Raw genomic sequence first — 16,785 nt, forward strand, 5'->3', positions numbered from 1 at the left:
GCCATCCGGGTGCTTGCGCCGTCCGACGGGTGAGGGGGCGTCCGGCCCCGGCCGGCCGCCCCTCACCCGGGCCCGCCCCGTCCTCACCGTCGGGTGCGGGACCGGGTGAGAGCAACGTTCCCTTCCGGTCACTCACAGCCACAGGGCCGGAAACGCGTCCTCCCTAGCTTCGGGAAACAGCAGCCCAGTAAGCCCGGAGAGCCAACGGAGGCGCGAGATGACTGCCCCAGCCACGAGTACGGCCCCTGCGCGGGGCGGTCGCTGGATCGAGGAGTGGGATCCGGAGGACGAGGCCTTCTGGGCGGAGAAGGGGGAGCGGGTCGCCCGGCGGAACCTGCTCTTCTCCGTGCTGTCCGAGCACATCGGGTTCTCCGTCTGGACCCTGTGGTCGGTGATGGTCCTGTTCATGGGACCGGAGTACGGGCTCACCCCGGCCGACAAGTTCCTGCTGACCTCGATGGTCACGTTGGTCGGCGCGGTCGTGCGGGTGCCCTACACCTTCGCGGTCGCGCTCTTCGGCGGCCGGAACTGGACCATCGTGTCCGCGAGTCTGCTGCTGGTGCCGACCGTCGCCGCGTTCGTGGTGATGGAGCCGGGGACCTCGTTCACGACCTTCCTCGTGGTGGGTCTGCTGGCCGGTATCGGCGGCGGCAACTTCGCCTCCAGCATGACCAACATCAACGCCTTCTTCCCGCTGCGGAAGAAGGGCTGGGCGCTCGGCCTCAACGCGGGCGGCGGCAACATCGGCGTCCCGGTCGTCCAGTTGGTGGCGCTCGCCGTCATCGGGGCGAGCGGCGGCCCGCGGGTGCTCCTAGGGATCTACATCCCTCTCATCGTGGTGGCCGCCGTCCTCGCCGCCCTCTTCATGGACAACATCGCCTCCGTGAAGAACGACACCGGCGCCGCCGTGGACGCCGCGAAGGACGCGCACACCTGGATCATGGCGTTCCTGTACGTCGGGACCTTCGGGTCGTTCATCGGCTACGCCTTCGCCTTCGGGCAGGTGCTGCAGGTCGAGTTCGGGCGTACGCCGCTCCAGGCCGCCTACCTCACCTTCATCGGCCCGCTGCTCGGTTCGCTGATCCGGCCCGTCGGAGGATGGCTCGCCGACCGCTACGGCGGCGCCAGGATCACGCTGTGGAACTTCGTCGCCATGGCCGCCGCGACCGGGATCCTCGTCGTCGTCGGCAGCAGCGAGAAGTCGCTGCCGCTGTTCGTCGGCGTCTTCGTGGTGCTCTTCGTGCTCAGCGGGCTCGGCAACGGGTCGACGTACAAGATGATCCCCGGCATCTTCCAGAAGAAGGCCCTGGACTCGGGGCTCGAAGGGGAAGCGGCCGCCCGCCACGGGCGCCGGCTCTCCGGTGCCGCCATGGGCCTCATCGGCGCGGTGGGCGCGCTCGGCGGGGTCGGCATCAACCTCGCCTTCCGGCAGTCGTTCCTCGACTCCGGTTCCGGGACAGGGGCGTTCGTCACCTTCCTGGTCTTCTACGCGGTCGCCTTCGGGGTCACCTGGGCCGTATACCTTCGCCGCCCGGCCGCCGCCGAGACCCGGGCCGGTGTCACCACCGAGGCGAAGCCCCAGCTCAACTACGCCGAGGTGTGACGTAACACGCTGGACATGGCGTTGATCCGAGCCTGTCACGGTCCGTTGACAGGCTCGGATCAGCCGCGGACGTACGACAGCAAAGACCCCGTACGACGACTCGACGAGCGCGAGACGAGAGCCATGTACGACGAACAGCAGCGACCCGACCACGGGCCTCTCTCCGGGTTCACCGTGGGGGTGACCGCCGCACGACGGGCCGACGAGCTCGGCGCGTTGCTCCAGCGGCGCGGGGCCACGGTCGTGCACGCGCCGGCCCTGCGGATCGTGCCGCTCGCCGACGACAGCGAACTGCTCACCGCCACCAAGGATCTGGTCGACGACGCTCCGGACGTCGTGGTGGCCACCACCGCCATCGGATTCCGCGGCTGGGTGGAGGCCGCCGACGGCTGGGGCCTCGGCGAGGAACTGCTCGCACGGCTGCGGGGCGTGGAGCTGCTCGCCCGCGGGCCCAAGGTGAAGGGTGCCATCCGGGCCCAGGGACTGACCGAGGAGTGGTCGCCGTCCTCCGAGTCGATGGCCGAGGTGCTCGACCGGCTGCTCGAAGAGGGCGTCGACGGCCGCCGTATCGCCGTACAACTGCACGGTGAACCGCTGCCGGGATTCGTGGAGTCGCTGCGGGCCGCCGGAGCCGAGGTCGTCCCGGTGCCCGTGTACCGGTGGATGCCGCCGGAGGACATCGGGCCGGTCGACCGGCTGCTCGACGCGGCCCTCACCCGCGGCCTGGACGCGCTCACCTTCACCAGCGCGCCCGCCGCCGCCTCCCTGCTCTCCCGGGCCGAGGACCGGGGCCTGCAGCCCGAACTCCTCGCCGCGCTGCACCACGACGTGCTGCCCGCCTGCGTCGGCCCGGTCACCGCGCTGCCGTTGCAGGCCCACGGCATCGACACGGTCCAGCCCGAACGCTTCCGGCTCGGCCCCCTCGTGCAGTTGCTCTGCAAGGAACTGCCGGGCCGGGCCAGGGCGTTGCCGATCGCCGGGCACCGGGTGGAGATCCGGGGGCACGCGGTGCTGGTGGACGGGTCGCTGCGGCCCGTGCCGCCGGCCGGGATGTCACTGCTGAGGGCCCTCGCCCGGCGGCCCGGCTGGGTGGTGGCGCGGGCAGAACTGCTGCGCGCGCTGCCGGGCTCCGGTCGCGACGAGCATGCGGTGGAGACCGCGATGGCCAGGCTGCGTACGGCACTTGGCGCGCCCAAGCTGATCCATACCGTGGTCAAGCGGGGATACCGGCTCGCGCTCGACCCGGCCGCGGACTCCAAGTACGCCGACGCCTGAGGCCGCCGGGACCGGCGCGGGACGGGCTGGGCGGGGCGCCGCTGCGAGCGTCGGCCGCACCGTCCCTGAATCCCCTTCCGAACTCCCGCCGGACGCGCCCGCGGTGCGTGTCCGGCGTACGTCCCGTAAGCGGCCGGTGCTGAGTCTTCCGGCGGGGCCCCGGGGCATGCACTGTAGGGGGTACGGCGGAAGGTGACCCCAAGGCGGTGACAGGCGCATGGCATCGGGCATGGCCACAGCCTCGTACGAGCTGCGGTTCGACTCCGGGCGGATCTGCCTGGACCTGACGGCGACCACCCATCCCGAGGAACGCCTCGACTCGGCAGCCCGGTTGAGTGCCTGGGTCCTCGCGTCCGGGCTGGTGCCCGCGGGCACCCCGCTGGCCGCCGTGGACACCTCCTGGCTGCTCGGCTTCCGGGAACTGCGCGGACATATCGCCCAGTTGGTGCGCGGCGAACTGGACGCGCGGCCCGCGGAAGGTGCTCTCGCCCGGGTGAACGCCGCAGCTCTCGCCGTGCCGCCCGCCCCCCGTGCCCTGCGCGCCGACGACGGCTCGTTGTGCCGTGGGCTGAGCAGCGCGCCATACTGTGCCGAACTGCTCTCCGTGGTGGCCCGGGACGTCCTCGACCTGCTCACCGACCCGGCGGCACGGGCGAGTCTGAGACAGTGTGAGGGTGACAACTGCCCGATCGTCTATCTCGACACCTCGCGCGGCCGGCGCCGACGTTGGTGCTCCAGCGAGGTGTGCGGCAATCGGGAGCGAGTGGCCCGGCACCGGCGGCGGGCGGCTCTGGCACGCGCCTGATCACACCCGTACGTGATCTTCCAGTGACCCGAGGTGATCGATACGCATTCTTTTCGCTGTCTACACATCTTCAACAGAAAAAACCCTGAACACTTTGAACACCCGCGTACCTACACACGTACCCGGTGATGAGCGACCGACTGGGGGATCCCCCGGACACCGGAGGTAGGCGTGCGCAAGGATTCAGCCGTGGCTGATGAACACAGGCCAAGGGCCCGACATCGCATGTCTCAGCAGTCCTCGTCGACCGAACCCGACGAGGAGCTGATGCGTGCGCTGTACCGGGAACACGCGGGGCCGTTGCTGGCCTACGTGCTGCGCCTGGTGGCCGGAGACCGGCAGCGCGCCGAGGACGTCGTACAGGAAACACTCATCCGTGCCTGGAAGAACGCCGGTCAGCTCAATCGAGCGACCGGTTCGGTACGCCCCTGGCTGGTGACGGTCGCCCGACGCATCGTCATCGACGGCCACCGCAGTCGGCAGGCCCGGCCGCAGGAGGTCGACCCGTCGCCGCTGGAGGTCATCCCCGCGGAGGACGAGATCGACAAGGCGTTGTGGCTGATGACACTGTCGGACGCGCTGGACGACCTGACCCCTGCTCACAGGGAAGTACTGGTCGAAACATACTTCAAAGGGCGTACCGTCAATGAGGCGGCCGAAACGCTCGGCATTCCCAGCGGCACAGTGCGCTCACGGGTTTTCTACGCCCTGCGGTCGATGAAGCTGGCGCTTGAGGAGCGGGGGGTGACGGCATGAACACGTACGGGGGTTACGGAACAGGTGGGCCGGGAGCCATGCAAGGTCCACGAGGACAGCAGGGGTCCGGGGACATCCACGAGACTGTCGGCGCCTACGCCCTCGGCATTCTCGACGACATCGAGGCGACCGCCTTCGAGGAGCATCTCGCGTCCTGCGAGTGGTGCGCCCAGCAGCTCGACGAGCTCGCCGGGATGGAACCGATGCTCGCCGCGCTCGCCGACCTGCCCGCCTCGCAGGGCAGCCCGGCCATCGCGGAGTCCCTCTCGGCGCGCCCGAGCCCACGGCTCGCGGAGCGGCTGGTCGACGAGGTCTCGGCGCGCCGCGTCCAGAAGCGCCGGCGCGGCATGTACCTGGTGGCGGCCGCGGCCGCGCTGATCATCGGTGGCCCGCTGACCGTCATGGCCGTCAACGGCGGCAGCGACACCGGCACGAACACGCCGCAGGCGATGGCCACCAGCCCGGCCAAGGCCGCCTTCCAGGTCATGACGGACAAGTCGGAGGCGACGGACCCGAAGACCAAGGTCAACGCCGTCGTCGCCATCGAGCCGAAGGACTGGGGCACCCACGCCGTCCTCCAGCTCAAGAACGTCAAGGGACCGCTCCGGTGCTCCCTGATCGCCGTCGGCAAGAACGGCGAACGTGAGACGGTGACCTCCTGGGCGGTTCCGAAGTGGGGTTACGGCGTCCCCAACGCCACCACCGAGGAGGCGAAGCAGCCCCTCTACGTGCACGGCGGCGCGGCCTTCACCCCGAACCAGATCGACCACTTCGAGGTCATGACCTTCGAGGGGAAGCGCCTGGTCGAGGTGAACGCGTGAGCGGACTCCGGGCGCGCACGTAGCCTCACGGGCCTCCCTTCGCGTACGGTTGACGGCTGCCCAGCACGTCAGAAGGGGGCCCGGTGGCCGCTCAGGCTCAGCAGGAAACCGCGCTCGGCTCGGTCCACTCATCCGTACCGGACGAATCCACCCAGGACGACTCCGTACGGGACCGTGAGATCAGCGTCGAACAGGAACATCTGGACCGGGTCTACCGGCGCCTCGAGGAGAAGATCCACGAGGCCGAGTTCCTCATGCACGACGCCGCCCAGCGCGGTCATGTCGGGACACCAGGGGCGCTCGCCGAGCGGGACGCCCAGGTGTTCCGCGCAGGAATCCACCTCAACCGTCTCAACAACGAGTTCGAGGACTTTCTCTTCGGCCGCATCGACCTGCTCCGCGGGAAGGACGGCACGAAGGGCGCCGACGGCGCCTACACGGCGGTGGAACCCGCCGAGGGCGTCGTACGCGAGGACAACACCGCCGACATCGCGGAGACGCTCCACATCGGCCGTATCGGCGTCCTGGACGCCGACTACGCGCCGCTGGTGATCGACTGGCGGGCGCCCGCCGCGGCCCCGTTCTACCGCTCCACCCCGGTCGACCCCGGCCGGGTCGTACGCCGCCGGGTCATCCGCTCCAAGGGCCGCAGGGTCCTCGGTGTGGAGGACGACCTGATGCGCCCGGAGGTGAAGGCCTCCCTCGACGGCCGGGAACTCCCCGTCATCGGTGACGGCGCGCTCATGGCCGCGCTCGGGCAGGCCCGCAGCCACACCATGCGCGACATCGTGGCCTCCATCCAGGCCGAGCAGGACATGGTGATCCGCGCGCCCGCCGCGTCCGTGACGTACGTCGAGGGCGGCCCGGGCACCGGCAAGACGGCGGTGGCCCTGCACCGGGCCGCCTACCTGCTCTACCAGGACCGCCGCCGGTACGCGGGCGGCATCCTGATCGTCTCCCCGACCCCGCTGCTCGTCGCCTACACCGAGGGCGTGCTGCCCTCGCTCGGCGAGGAGGGACAGGTCGCGATCCGCGCGATCGGCTCGCTCGTCGACGGTGTGGGCGCCACGCTGTACGACTCCCCGGCCGTGGCCCGTGCCAAGGGCTCGTACCGGATGCTGAAGGTGCTCCGGAAGGCGGCGCGCGGGGCGCTGGAGTCGCCCGGCCGGGCCGCCGGGGGTGCTTCCGGGCAGCTCGCCCTCGGGGAGCCGGAGACGGCCCCCGCCGGTCCTCCCACCCGGCTGCGGGTCGTCGCCTTCGGGCGCCGGCTGGAGCTGGAGTCCGCCGAACTGGACCGCATCAAGAACAACGCGCTCAGCGGGACCGCGCCGGTCAACCTGCTGAGGCCGCGCGCCCGCAAGCTGCTCCTCGACGCGCTGTGGTCGAAGTCGGGCGCCGGGACCCGGCACGCGGACCCGGAGCTGGCCGCCGAGCTGCGGTCGTCGTTCGACGAGGACGTCACCTCAGAGGACAGCTTCCTGGCCTTCCTGGAGGCCTGGTGGCCGGAGCTGACCCCGCGCGGGGTGCTGGCCGCCATGGCGGACGAGCGGCGGCTCGGGCGCTGGGCACGCCGCATCCTGAACCCCGGCGAGGTCCGCCGGGTGGCGCGCTCGCTGAAGCGGGACGGGTTCTCCGTGCACGACGTGGCGATGCTCGACGAGCTGGAGGCGATCGTGGGGGCGCCGGCCCGGCCCAGGAAGCGGCGCGAGCCGGACCCGCTGAGCCACCTGACCGGTCTTGAGGAGCTCATGCCCCACCGCGAGGAGACGCAGCGCGAACGCGCCGAGCGCCTCGCCCAGGAGCGGACCGAGTACGCGCACGTCATCGTCGACGAGGCGCAGGACCTCACGCCGATGCAGTGGCGGATGGTCGGCCGGCGCGGCCGGCACGCCACCTGGACGGTGGTGGGCGACCCGGCCCAGTCCTCCTGGTCCGACCCGGACGAGGCGGCGGAGGCCCGTGACGAGGCGCTCGGCACCCGGCCGCGGCGCCGCTTCACCCTCACCGTCAACTACCGCAACCCGGCCGAGATCGCGGAGCTGGCCGCCAAGGTCCTCGCCCTCGCCATGCCGGGCTCCGAGTCGCCGTCCGCCGTACGGTCCACGGGCGTCGAGCCCCGGTTCGCGGTCGTACGGGACTCCCTCGCGCAGACCGTGCGCGCCGAGGCCGCCCATCTCCTGGACCGGGTCGACGGCACCGTGGGCGTGGTCGTCGCCATGAACCGGCGCGAGGAGGCCGCCCGCTGGCTCGCCGGGCTCGGGGACCGCGTGGTGGCCCTCGGAAGCCTGGAGGCCAAGGGGCTGGAGTACGACGCCACGGTGGTCGTGTCGCCCGCGGAGATCGCGGACGAGTCGCCCGCCGGACTGCGGGTGCTGTACGTCGCGCTGACCCGGGCCACGCAGCAGCTCACCGTCGTCTCCAGCGACCGCGACGAGCCCGACCCGAACGGAGTGCCCGACCTCCTGAGGGACTGACGCCGTTCCCGCCCCCCCGTCCGGTCCAGAGGGGGGCGCCGGGGGTCCGGACTGCGGACCGCCGTCCCCGGCCCGCCCGCCGCCCCGTCCCGGCCGAAAAGAACTCCCGGGACGGGAATTGCCTTCCGGGAATCCTTTGTTACCTTTGACGTGACACCGGCCCGATCCAAGCCCCCGGGCCCAACCTTCGTCGCTACGAGCGACCACTTGCCGCGAGGCGAGCATGGCGGGTCGGTGTCACTTGAACGCAGTCCTTCACCGAGGACCCGAAGAGGCCCACGTCATCCGTGACGTGGGCCTCTTTCGTGATCCGCATCTCTCTCGTATGGTGGAATCCATCTTCCGAAAGCACCTGCCCCGGTGAACAAAACGTTCGCAATCCGGGGCGACTACCCCGTACCCAGGGGTAGGTGCGACGATCGGACGGCACAAAGCAGTGACACGGTGAAAGCAGAGGAAGTCGGCCATGGCAACGGCGCCCAGCGTCTCCTACTCGATGACGGTCCGGCTGGAGGTGCCCGCGAGCGGAACCGCGGTCTCCCAGCTCACCGGGGCCGTCGAGTCCAACGGAGGCTCGGTGACCGGCCTCGACGTGACCGCCTCCGGCCACGAGAAGCTTCGGATCGACGTCACCATCGCGGCGACCTCCACGGCGCACGCCGACGAGATCGTCGAGCAGCTCCGCGGCATCGAGGGCGTCACCCTCGGCAAGGTCTCGGACCGTACGTTCCTCATGCACCTCGGCGGCAAGATCGAGATGCAGTCCAAGCACCCGATCCGCAACCGTGACGACCTGTCCATGATCTACACCCCGGGTGTGGCCCGGGTGTGCATGGCGATCGCCGAGAACCCCGAGGACGCCCGCCGCCTCACGATCAAGCGCAACTCCGTTGCGGTCGTGACGGACGGCTCCGCCGTGCTGGGCCTCGGCAACATCGGCCCGATGGCCGCGCTGCCCGTCATGGAGGGCAAGGCGGCCCTCTTCAAGCGCTTCGCCGGCATCGACGCCTGGCCGCTGTGCCTGGACACCCAGGACACCGACGCGATCGTCGAGATCGTGAAGGCGATCGCCCCCGGCTTCGCGGGCATCAACCTGGAGGACATCTCCGCACCGCGCTGCTTCGAGATCGAGGCCCGGCTGCGCGAGGCCCTCGACATCCCCGTCTTCCACGACGACCAGCACGGCACGGCCATCGTCGTCCTCGCCGCCCTGACCAACGCGCTGCGCGTCGCCGGCAAGGCGATCGGCGACATCAGGGTCGTCATGTCGGGCGCCGGGGCGGCCGGTACGGCCATCCTCAAGCTGCTCATCGCCGCGGGTGTGAAGAACGCCGTCGTCGCCGACATCCACGGCGTCGTGCACGCGGACCGCGATGATCTCGTCGACGCCGCCACGGACTCGCCGCTGCGCTGGATCGCCGACAACACCAACCCCGAAGGCCTCACGGGCACGTTGAAGGAGGCGGTGCGCGACGCCGACGTGTTCATCGGTGTCTCCGCCCCGAACGTGATCGACGGCGACGACGTGGCCGCGATGGCCGAGAACGCCATCGTGTTCGCGCTCGCGAACCCGGACCCCGAGGTGGACCCCGCAATCGCCCGCCAGACCGCGGCAGTTGTGGCCACCGGCCGCTCGGACTTCCCCAACCAGATCAACAACGTCCTGGTGTTCCCGGGCGTCTTCCGTGGCCTGCTGGACGCCCAGTCGCGTACCGTCAACACGGAGATGATGCTGGCCGCCGCGACCGCGCTCGCGAGCGTGGTGACCGAGGACGAGCTCAACCCGAACTACATCATCCCCAGCGTCTTCAACGACAAGGTCGCGGGCGCGGTCGCCGGAGCCGTGCGTGACGCGGCGAAGGCGGCGGGGGCGACGGACGCGGCCAACGCGACGGCGTAGCACGGGCCGAGCGAGGCCTCGTGACCGCGTCGCGGCGGCCTTCGTCCCGTCTGTGACGGGCGCCACGACCGCCCGGAACCCGGCGCGTCGCGGAACGCGGGGCCAGTGGCCGCCTCTAGGGTGGCGGCCAGGCTCAGGCTTCGCAGGCCTCTTCGTGTGACCCCCAAGGGTGTTCGTGTGACTCCCAGGGGTGCCGGATTGGCTTTCCCGCCGCAGGTGGGGGCAGGATGCGTCTTCGGGCGCGACGGTCTGGCTACGGACCCGGGTCCGGGGGCCGACCGAGGACCCTGGCAGCATCGGCTTCACTGTGCCGGATATTGCGGCTCCGCCGCGTGGCACGCCTCAACAGCAAGAAGAACACGGGAGTAACGACATGAACCGCAGTGAGCTGGTGGCCGCGCTGGCCGACCGTGCCGAGGTGACCCGCAAGGACGCCGACGCCGTTCTGGCCGCTTTCGCCGAGACCGTCGGCGAGATCGTCGCCAAGGGCGACGAGAAGGTCACCATCCCCGGCTTCCTGACCTTCGAGCGCACCCACCGTGCCGCTCGCACCGCGCGCAACCCGCAGACCGGCGACCCGATCCAGATCCCCGCCGGCTACAGCGTGAAGGTCTCCGCGGGCTCGAAGCTCAAGGAAGCCGCCAAGGGCAAGTAAGGCCCGCCGGTACGTTCCCGCCGACGCGGGAGGCGTACAAGGCGCAGCAACGCCAATGGGGCGGCCCCTTTCAGGGGGGCCGCCCCATCGTCGTACGCACAGTTGTCGAGCTGTCGAGCTGTCTAGCCCAGTGCCTTGCCCGGCAGTTCGACCTTCGCGCCCAGCTCCACGAGCTTCTCCATGAAGTTCTCGTAGCCGCGGTTGATGAGTTCGATGCCGTGGACGCGGGACGTGCCCTGCGCCGCCAGCGCCGCGATCAGGTACGAGAAGCCGCCGCGCAGGTCGGGGATGACCAGGTCGGCCCCCTGGAGCTTCGTCGGGCCCGAAACGACCGCGGAGTGCAGGAAGTTGCGCTGCCCGAAGCGGCAGTTGGAGCCGCCGAGGCACTCACGGTAGAGCTGGATGTGCGCGCCCATCTGGTTCAGCGCGGACGTGAAGCCCAGACGGGACTCGTACACCGTCTCGTGGATGATCGACAGGCCGGTGGCCTGCGTCAGGGCCACGACCAGCGGCTGCTGCCAGTCCGTCTGGAAGCCGGGGTGGACGTCCGTCTCCAGGGCGATGGACTTGAGCTGCGAGCCCGGGTGCCAGAAGCGGATGCCCTCGTCGTCGATCTCGAAGGCACCGCCCACCTTGCGGTAGGTGTTCAGGAACGTCATCATCGAGCGCTGCTGGGCGCCGCGGACGTAGATGTTTCCCTCGGTCGCCAGCGCCGCGGAAGCCCACGAGGCGGCCTCCAGGCGGTCCGGGAGGGCCGCGTGGGTGTAACCGCCGAGCGAGTCCACACCGGTGATGCGGATCGTCCGGTCGGTGTCCATCGCGATGATGGCACCCATCTTCTGCAGGACGCAGATCAGGTCCTCGATCTCCGGCTCCACGGCCGCGTTCGAGAGCTCCGTGACACCCTCCGCGAGCACCGCGGTCAGCAGCACCTGCTCGGTCGCGCCCACGGACGGGTACGGAAGCTGGATCTTGGTGCCGCGCAGCCGCTGCGGGGCCTCGAGGTACTGGCCGTCCTCGCGCTTCTCGATCTTCGCGCCGAACTGCCGCAGCACCTCGAAGTGGAAGTCGATGGGCCGGCCGCCGATGTCGCAGCCGCCGAGGCCCGGGATGAAGGCGTGGCCGAGGCGGTGCAGCAGCGGGCCGCAGAAGAGGATCGGGATGCGCGACGAGCCCGCGTGGGCATCGATGTCGGCGACGTTCGCGCTCTCGACGTGCGAGGGATCGAGGATCAGCTCGCCGGGCTCCTCACCCGGACGGACGGTCACACCGTGCAACTGCAGCAGTCCGCGTACGACACGCACGTCGCGGATGTCGGGGACGTTGCGCAGCCGGCTCGGCCCGCTGCCCAGCAGGGCGGCGACCATGGCTTTCGGTACGAGGTTCTTCGCACCGCGGACACGGATCTCGCCCTCAAGCGGGGTTCCGCCATGGACAAGCAGGACATCGTCGTTGACGGTCATGTATCTCGCGTTCCGATGAGTTGGGCAGGTGTGGGTCGTCGGCCGGCCGGTCGTACGGGTGCCGAACAGCAAGGGTAATGGCCGCCCACCCCGGCGCAGTAAGCCCAATGAGGACTCAGCTCAGTCATAGCTTGGCCACAACACGAACCGTTCCGAATCGGGCACACGGGGTCACCGGTCCCGCCGTGCGCGGGCAACGCTTCGTTGCGCCCTGAGCTGCATTCACTCCCGTACACGTATTGGCTCCCCACATGGAGGGAATGTGCGGGATCATGTCTGGCATGACCGAGGTGTCCTCGCTCACAGGGCGACTGCTCGTGGCCACGCCCGCCCTGGCGGACCCGAACTTCGACCGCGCGGTGGTGCTGCTCCTCGACCACGACGAGGAGGGCTCCCTCGGCGTCGTCCTCAACCGGCCGACCCCGGTGGGCGTCGGCGACATCCTGGAGAACTGGGCCGGCCTGGCCGGGGAGCCGGGTGTCGTCTTCCAGGGAGGCCCCGTCTCGCTGGACTCGGCGCTGGGGGTGGCTGTCATCCCCGGAGGCACGGCCGGGGAGAGCGCGCCGCTCGGCTGGCGGCGGGTGCACGGCGCGATCGGTCTGGTGGACCTGGAGGCCCCGCCCGAGCTCCTCGCCTCGGCCCTCGGCTCCCTGCGCATCTTCGCCGGATACGCGGGCTGGGGACCGGGCCAGCTGGAGAACGAACTCGTCGAGGGCGCCTGGTACGTGGTCGAGTCCGAACCCGGAGACGTCTCCTCCCCGGCACCGGAACGCCTGTGGCGGGAGGTCCTGCGCCGCCAGCGCAGCGAGCTCGCGATGGTGGCGACGTACCCCGACGACCCCTCCCTCAACTGACCGGCGCACCGGCCCGCGCCACTTCCGCCACCGGCGCACGACCCTTCCCTCAACTGACGGGCATGAGCCCCAGTACCCTTGGGTTCATGAGCACTCTTGAGCCTGAGACCCAGCCCCAGCGAGGCACGGGGACGGGGACCCTCGTAGAGCCGACGCCGCAGGTGTCGCACGGCGACGGGGACCACGAGCGCTTCGCCCATTACGTCCAGAAGGACAAGATCATGGCGAGCGCGCTGGACGGCACGCCCGTCGTGGCGCTGTGCGGCAAGGTGTGGGTGCCGGGCCGCGACCCGAAGAAGTACCCCGTGTGTCCCATGTGCAAGGAGATCTTCGAGTCCATGGGCGCCGGTGGCGACCAGGGCAAGGGCGGCGACAAGAAGTAACGCCGACGCTCTCCCCGGCGCAGTACGCCGCGTGGACCGGACACGGCCGCGACGCCCCGGGCGAGGGGCGCCGCGGCCGTGTCGTGCGCGGGACGGGCTGTGTCGTACGGCGAGGGGCGGGGCGTGGAGCAGTTGCTGCGGGCACGGGAACTGGCCGAGGCCCGGAAGTTCCGTGAGAGCCGGGAGCTGATCGACCGGGCCGAGCCGAGCGGCGCGGAGGAACTGAGCCTCGCGGCGTCGGTGCTCGTGCGCCTGCGGGACCCGGAGGCCGCGTTGCGGCTGGCCGAGCGGGCGGTGCGGCTCGCGCCGGAGGACTGGCGGGGCTGGGTCACGATCTCCGACGCCGAGCTGATGCGCGGGCGGTACGACTCCGCGGTGGCCGCCGGTCGGACCGCCGTCCGGCTGGCACCGGACGAGCCGCAGCCGCACCGGGCGCTGGGCGGGGCCCTCGTCAAGATCTTCGGGCGCGGCCCCGAGGCCCGCGGGGAACTGAGGCGGGCACGGGAACTCGGCGGCCGCAAGGCGCTGCGCAAGCCGGCGCCACCGGCCCCGTGGGTGTTCGTGGCCTTCGCGGTCTTCCTCGTCTCCAGTGCCGTGACCCTGGTGGGGGACTGGCCGCCGGAGGTCGAGCACACCTGCGTGATCCTGCGCCCGCTCTCGATGGCCGCCCTCTTCCTGGCCCTCCGGGGGCCCTCGCGTGCCGGTCTCGACTGGCGGAGGCGTGCCGCCGAGATGCGCGCCGCGCACGAGGAGCTGTACGGGTCCGGGGGCCCCGAGGCCATTCGGCGGGCGGAGACGGTCCTCACGCCGTGGGGAGCCGCGACCGGCGTCTGCGGCATGCTGCTCGCGGCGCCCGGCTTCTCCGGTCACCCCTTGCCGCAGTGGGCCGCCGTGCTCGCCGCGCCGGTGCTCGGCTGTCTCCTTCTCCTCGGCGCCGGGCGCTGGGTGCACTGGTGGTACGGGGAGAGGTTCCTGCGGGAGGTGCTCCTGCCGAACCCCCTGGTGAAGGTGGACTGCGCGGCGGCGGGCGCCCTTCTCGGAGGCGCCGTCCTGCTGGCCCTCGGAGACGCGGCCGAGCCGCAGTGGAGGGTCCTGTTCGCCGGTGCCCTCGCGTGGTTCGTCCTGGCGCTGCTGGTGATTCCCCTCGTGGCGACGGTCCGGGCCGACGCGCGGACCCGTCGCGAGAAGGCCGTGCGGAAGACCGCTGATCCGGCGCGCGCGAAAGCCGCCCCGAGGCCCGGTGGCGATGCGGGTGGAGGAGCCGGTGGCGCTGGGGGTGGAGGAGCCGGCGGGGAGGCCGTCGACGGCTGAGCGTTGCACGCGGTGCGTCAACTGGTCACAGAGTGGTGTAGACCTCTTGTGGGCGGATCGAGTACTCCTTAGCCTCCGAGTGTTGTGCAGCACGAAACCGTCATTGCGGATGCTGCAACACGCCACCGCGCTGGAGGACGCTCGATGAAGCTCGCCGCCCCCGGATCCGGCACGGCCCGGACGGTGGCCGGCCCTCCGCCGGAGGCCGCCCGGCCCATCCCTACCGGCCGGGGGATTCGGGTTCACCCGGCTTCCGCCCCGAACGCTTTCGCCCTCCCCGGATTCCTTCCCGAACGTTTTCGGGCGGCGGGAATTCGGCCCCCACTTCCTCGACGGCCTTCTCGGGAAGGGTTCCTCCGCGGGCTCCTCGGCGGTCGTCCCGGAGCTCGTCGCGTTTCCCGCGGCGCGCGTGGCGGGGTGATTCCGCTTCCGATTCCGGACCGTCGCGCCGATCGCGTTCCCATGGGCCCGGACGGCGTTCGCCCGGACCCGGCCGATACCCGTCGAGGTGCCGGCGATCCCCCTTGTCCTCGTTCCGCGGAACTTCGGCGGCCCGGACCTGCCGGGCTCGCCGATCCCCCCTCAGGCGGCCTTCTCCGCGCGGTGGATGCTTTCCCGCTCGCCTTCCCCGGGACCGTGGCCGTCGGCGGGTATTCCTTCGTTCCGGCCCCGGAACGACTTCCCGTTCCCCGAGTCCGACCGGACGGTATGCGGCCGCCTCCATGGTGATGACGATTCAGGCGCCGGTCTTCCTCGTACTCGTGCACCAGCGACTCGTCTCCGGCCCCGGCGGCGGTAAAGGACTGAAGGACGGATGGACATGATGGATACGAGCCTGATTCCGGCGCCCCTGGTCGTCGAGGGCACCACGCACGGCCGGTTCGCGCTGGACGCGGACACCGTCCTGTGTGCCGGGCCCGGCACGGACACCGCCGAACGCTGGCTGCGCTCGACACTCGGCGCCGCACTCGGACTACCCCTGCGACCTGGGCCGCAGGACACTCCGGGCGCCGTACGGCTGCTCCTCGACGACACCCTGGAGCCGGAGGCGTACCGGCTCGGCGTCGGGGACGGCGGCGTCGAGATCCGCGGCGGCGACGCGGCCGGCGTCTTCTGGGGCGCCCAGACGCTGCGTCAACTGCTCGGCCCGGACGCTTTTCGCCGCGCCCCGATCCGCCCGGAGGCGGCGTACGAAATCGAGCACCGCACCATCGAGGACGCCCCCCGATTCCGCTGGCGCGGACTGATGCTCGATGTCTCCCGGCACTTCATGCCCAAGGAAGGCGTCCTGCGCTACCTCGACCTGCTGGCCGCGCACAAACTCAACGTCTTCCACTTCCACCTCACCGACGATCAGGGGTGGCGTGTTCAGATCAAGCGCTACCCGAGGCTGACGGAGGTCGGTTCCTGGCGGGCGCGCACCAAATTCGGCCACCGGGCCTCGCCGTTGTGGGAGGAGAAGCCGCACGGGGGCTTCTACACGCAGGACGACATCCGCGAGATCGTCGCGTACGCGGCCGAGCGGCATATCGCCGTCGTTCCCGAAATCGACATCCCCGGCCACTCGCAGGCCGCCATCGCCGCGTATCCGGAACTGGGCAACACCGACGTCATCGACACGACCTCCCTGACCGTCTGGGACAACTGGGGCGTCTCCAAAAACGTACTCGCCCCCACCGACAACACCCTGCGCTTCTACGAAGGGGTCTTCGAGGAACTCCTCGACCTGTTCCCGGCGGACCCCGCGCGCTTCCCGGAGTTCTCGGGCTTCTTCCACATCGGGGGCGACGAGTGCGCCAAGGACCAGTGGAAGGAGTCGGCCACGGCACAGGCGCGCATCAGGGAACTCGGGCTCGCCGACGAGGACGCGCTGCAGTCCTGGTTCATCCGGCACTTCGACAACTGGCTCTCCGCGCGCGGGCGTCGGCTGATCGGCTGGGACGAGATCCTGGAGGGCGGGCTCGCACCGGGCGCCGCGGTGTCCTCCTGGCGCGGCTACCAGGGCGGTGTCACGGCCGCGCGGGCGGGCCACGACGTCGTCATGTGTCCCGAGCAGCACGTCTACTTGGACTATCGCCAGGCCGCCGGCGAGGACGAACCGGTGCCGATCGCCTATGTGCGCACCCTGGAGGACGTCTACCGCTTCGAGCCGGTTCCGCCGCAGCTCACCGAGGCGGAGGCGCGCCATGTGCTGGGCACACAGGCCAACGTGTGGACCGAGGTGATGGAGGACCACACGCGAGTGGACTACCAGGCGTTCCCGAGGCTCGCCGCCTTCGCCGAGGTCGCCTGGAGCAGCCTGCCGAGCCCCGCGGAACGGGACTTCGCCGGTTTCGAGCGGCGGATGGGCGCCCACTACGAGCGGCTCGACGCCCTCGGTGTGGCCTACCGGGCTCCCGCGGGGCCGCGGCCGTGGCAGCGGCGCCCCGGTGTCCTCGGACGCCCGATCGAGGGGGCGCCCCCGAACGTGTGAGACGGCTCACGG

The 16,785-nt window shown here is 70.9% G+C and carries 13 protein-coding genes; 12 read left to right on the plus strand and 1 reads right to left on the minus strand.

Features of this window, described 5'->3' with window-relative positions:
* Positions 1-217: 217 nt before the first annotated feature.
* From OHT01_RS24465 to OHT01_RS24500, 8 genes are all read left to right on the plus strand, one after another.
* Positions 218-1,603 (plus strand): nitrate/nitrite transporter, encoded by a 1,386-nt coding sequence (locus OHT01_RS24465; protein ID WP_328555260.1) that lies wholly within the window; start codon positions 218-220, stop codon positions 1,601-1,603.
* Between the two features lie 123 nt (positions 1,604-1,726).
* A complete protein-coding gene (locus tag OHT01_RS24470) occupies positions 1,727-2,878 on the plus strand; it encodes a uroporphyrinogen-III synthase (protein WP_328558246.1) in 1,152 nt (383 codons plus the stop codon).
* 217 nt (positions 2,879-3,095) lie between these two features.
* Positions 3,096-3,683 carry a CGNR zinc finger domain-containing protein gene (locus OHT01_RS24475; RefSeq protein ID WP_328555261.1) on the plus strand — a complete coding sequence of 196 codons (588 nt, stop codon included), beginning with the start codon at positions 3,096-3,098 and terminating at the stop codon, positions 3,681-3,683.
* 171 nt (positions 3,684-3,854) lie between these two features.
* The gene (locus OHT01_RS24480) at positions 3,855-4,439 is read left to right on the plus strand and encodes a sigma-70 family RNA polymerase sigma factor (RefSeq protein ID WP_328555262.1); all 585 of its coding nucleotides are present in this window, start codon (positions 3,855-3,857) and stop codon (positions 4,437-4,439) included.
* A gap of 38 nt (positions 4,440-4,477) precedes the next feature.
* Positions 4,478-5,260 carry an anti-sigma factor family protein gene (locus tag OHT01_RS24485; RefSeq protein ID WP_328555263.1) on the plus strand — a complete coding sequence of 261 codons (783 nt, stop codon included), beginning with the start codon at positions 4,478-4,480 and terminating at the stop codon, positions 5,258-5,260.
* Between the two features lie 83 nt (positions 5,261-5,343).
* Positions 5,344-7,734: a HelD family protein gene (locus OHT01_RS24490; RefSeq protein WP_328555264.1), complete on the plus strand. Its 2,391-nt coding sequence runs from the start codon at positions 5,344-5,346 to the stop codon at positions 7,732-7,734.
* A 466-nt stretch (positions 7,735-8,200) separates the two neighbouring features.
* Complete coding sequence (locus tag OHT01_RS24495; protein WP_328555265.1) at positions 8,201-9,634, plus strand: NAD-dependent malic enzyme; 1,434 nt, start codon at positions 8,201-8,203, stop codon at positions 9,632-9,634.
* 373 nt (positions 9,635-10,007) lie between these two features.
* Complete coding sequence (locus tag OHT01_RS24500) at positions 10,008-10,289, plus strand: HU family DNA-binding protein (protein WP_007382399.1); 282 nt, start codon at positions 10,008-10,010, stop codon at positions 10,287-10,289.
* 122 nt (positions 10,290-10,411) lie between these two features.
* Here OHT01_RS24500 and murA read toward each other — a convergent pair whose 3' ends face one another.
* Positions 10,412-11,752 (minus strand): UDP-N-acetylglucosamine 1-carboxyvinyltransferase, encoded by a 1,341-nt coding sequence (gene murA, locus OHT01_RS24505; RefSeq protein ID WP_328555266.1) that lies wholly within the window; start codon positions 11,750-11,752, stop codon positions 10,412-10,414.
* A gap of 281 nt (positions 11,753-12,033) precedes the next feature.
* Between murA and OHT01_RS24510 the strand changes: the two genes are divergently transcribed.
* The 4 genes from OHT01_RS24510 (at position 12,034) to OHT01_RS24525 (ending at position 16,773) form a co-directional block, all read left to right on the plus strand.
* Complete coding sequence (locus tag OHT01_RS24510; protein ID WP_328555267.1) at positions 12,034-12,606, plus strand: YqgE/AlgH family protein; 573 nt, start codon at positions 12,034-12,036, stop codon at positions 12,604-12,606.
* 86 nt (positions 12,607-12,692) lie between these two features.
* Positions 12,693-12,989, plus strand: a complete 297-nt coding sequence (locus tag OHT01_RS24515; protein WP_103554931.1) for a DUF3039 domain-containing protein — start codon at positions 12,693-12,695, stop codon at positions 12,987-12,989.
* Between the two features lie 99 nt (positions 12,990-13,088).
* A complete protein-coding gene (locus OHT01_RS24520; protein WP_328555268.1) occupies positions 13,089-14,300 on the plus strand; it encodes a tetratricopeptide repeat protein in 1,212 nt (403 codons plus the stop codon).
* Positions 14,301-15,114: 814 nt separating this feature from the next.
* The gene (locus tag OHT01_RS24525) at positions 15,115-16,773 is read left to right on the plus strand and encodes a beta-N-acetylhexosaminidase (protein WP_405916976.1); all 1,659 of its coding nucleotides are present in this window, start codon (positions 15,115-15,117) and stop codon (positions 16,771-16,773) included.
* Positions 16,774-16,785 lie beyond the last annotated feature (12 nt).

Source organism: Streptomyces sp. NBC_00358, assembly GCF_036099295.1.
Classification (GTDB): Bacteria; Actinomycetota; Actinomycetes; order Streptomycetales; family Streptomycetaceae; genus Streptomyces.

Excerpts from the sequence above, each read along its gene's own strand:
- OHT01_RS24465 (WP_328555260.1), top strand. The coding sequence starts at position 218 with ATGACTGCCCCAGCCACGAGTACGGCCCCTGCGCGGGGCGGTCGCTGG.
- OHT01_RS24470 (WP_328558246.1), top strand. The coding sequence starts at position 1,727 with ATGTACGACGAACAGCAGCGACCCGACCACGGGCCTCTCTCCGGGTTC.
- OHT01_RS24475 (WP_328555261.1), top strand. The coding sequence starts at position 3,096 with ATGGCATCGGGCATGGCCACAGCCTCGTACGAGCTGCGGTTCGACTCC.
- OHT01_RS24485 (WP_328555263.1), top strand. The coding sequence starts at position 4,478 with ATGCAAGGTCCACGAGGACAGCAGGGGTCCGGGGACATCCACGAGACT.
- OHT01_RS24495 (WP_328555265.1), top strand. The coding sequence starts at position 8,201 with ATGGCAACGGCGCCCAGCGTCTCCTACTCGATGACGGTCCGGCTGGAG.
- OHT01_RS24500 (WP_007382399.1), top strand. The coding sequence starts at position 10,008 with ATGAACCGCAGTGAGCTGGTGGCCGCGCTGGCCGACCGTGCCGAGGTG.
- murA (WP_328555266.1), bottom strand. The coding sequence starts at position 11,752 with ATGACCGTCAACGACGATGTCCTGCTTGTCCATGGCGGAACCCCGCTT.
- OHT01_RS24510 (WP_328555267.1), top strand. The coding sequence starts at position 12,034 with ATGACCGAGGTGTCCTCGCTCACAGGGCGACTGCTCGTGGCCACGCCC.
- OHT01_RS24515 (WP_103554931.1), top strand. The coding sequence starts at position 12,693 with ATGAGCACTCTTGAGCCTGAGACCCAGCCCCAGCGAGGCACGGGGACG.
- OHT01_RS24525 (WP_405916976.1), top strand. The coding sequence starts at position 15,115 with ATGGACATGATGGATACGAGCCTGATTCCGGCGCCCCTGGTCGTCGAG.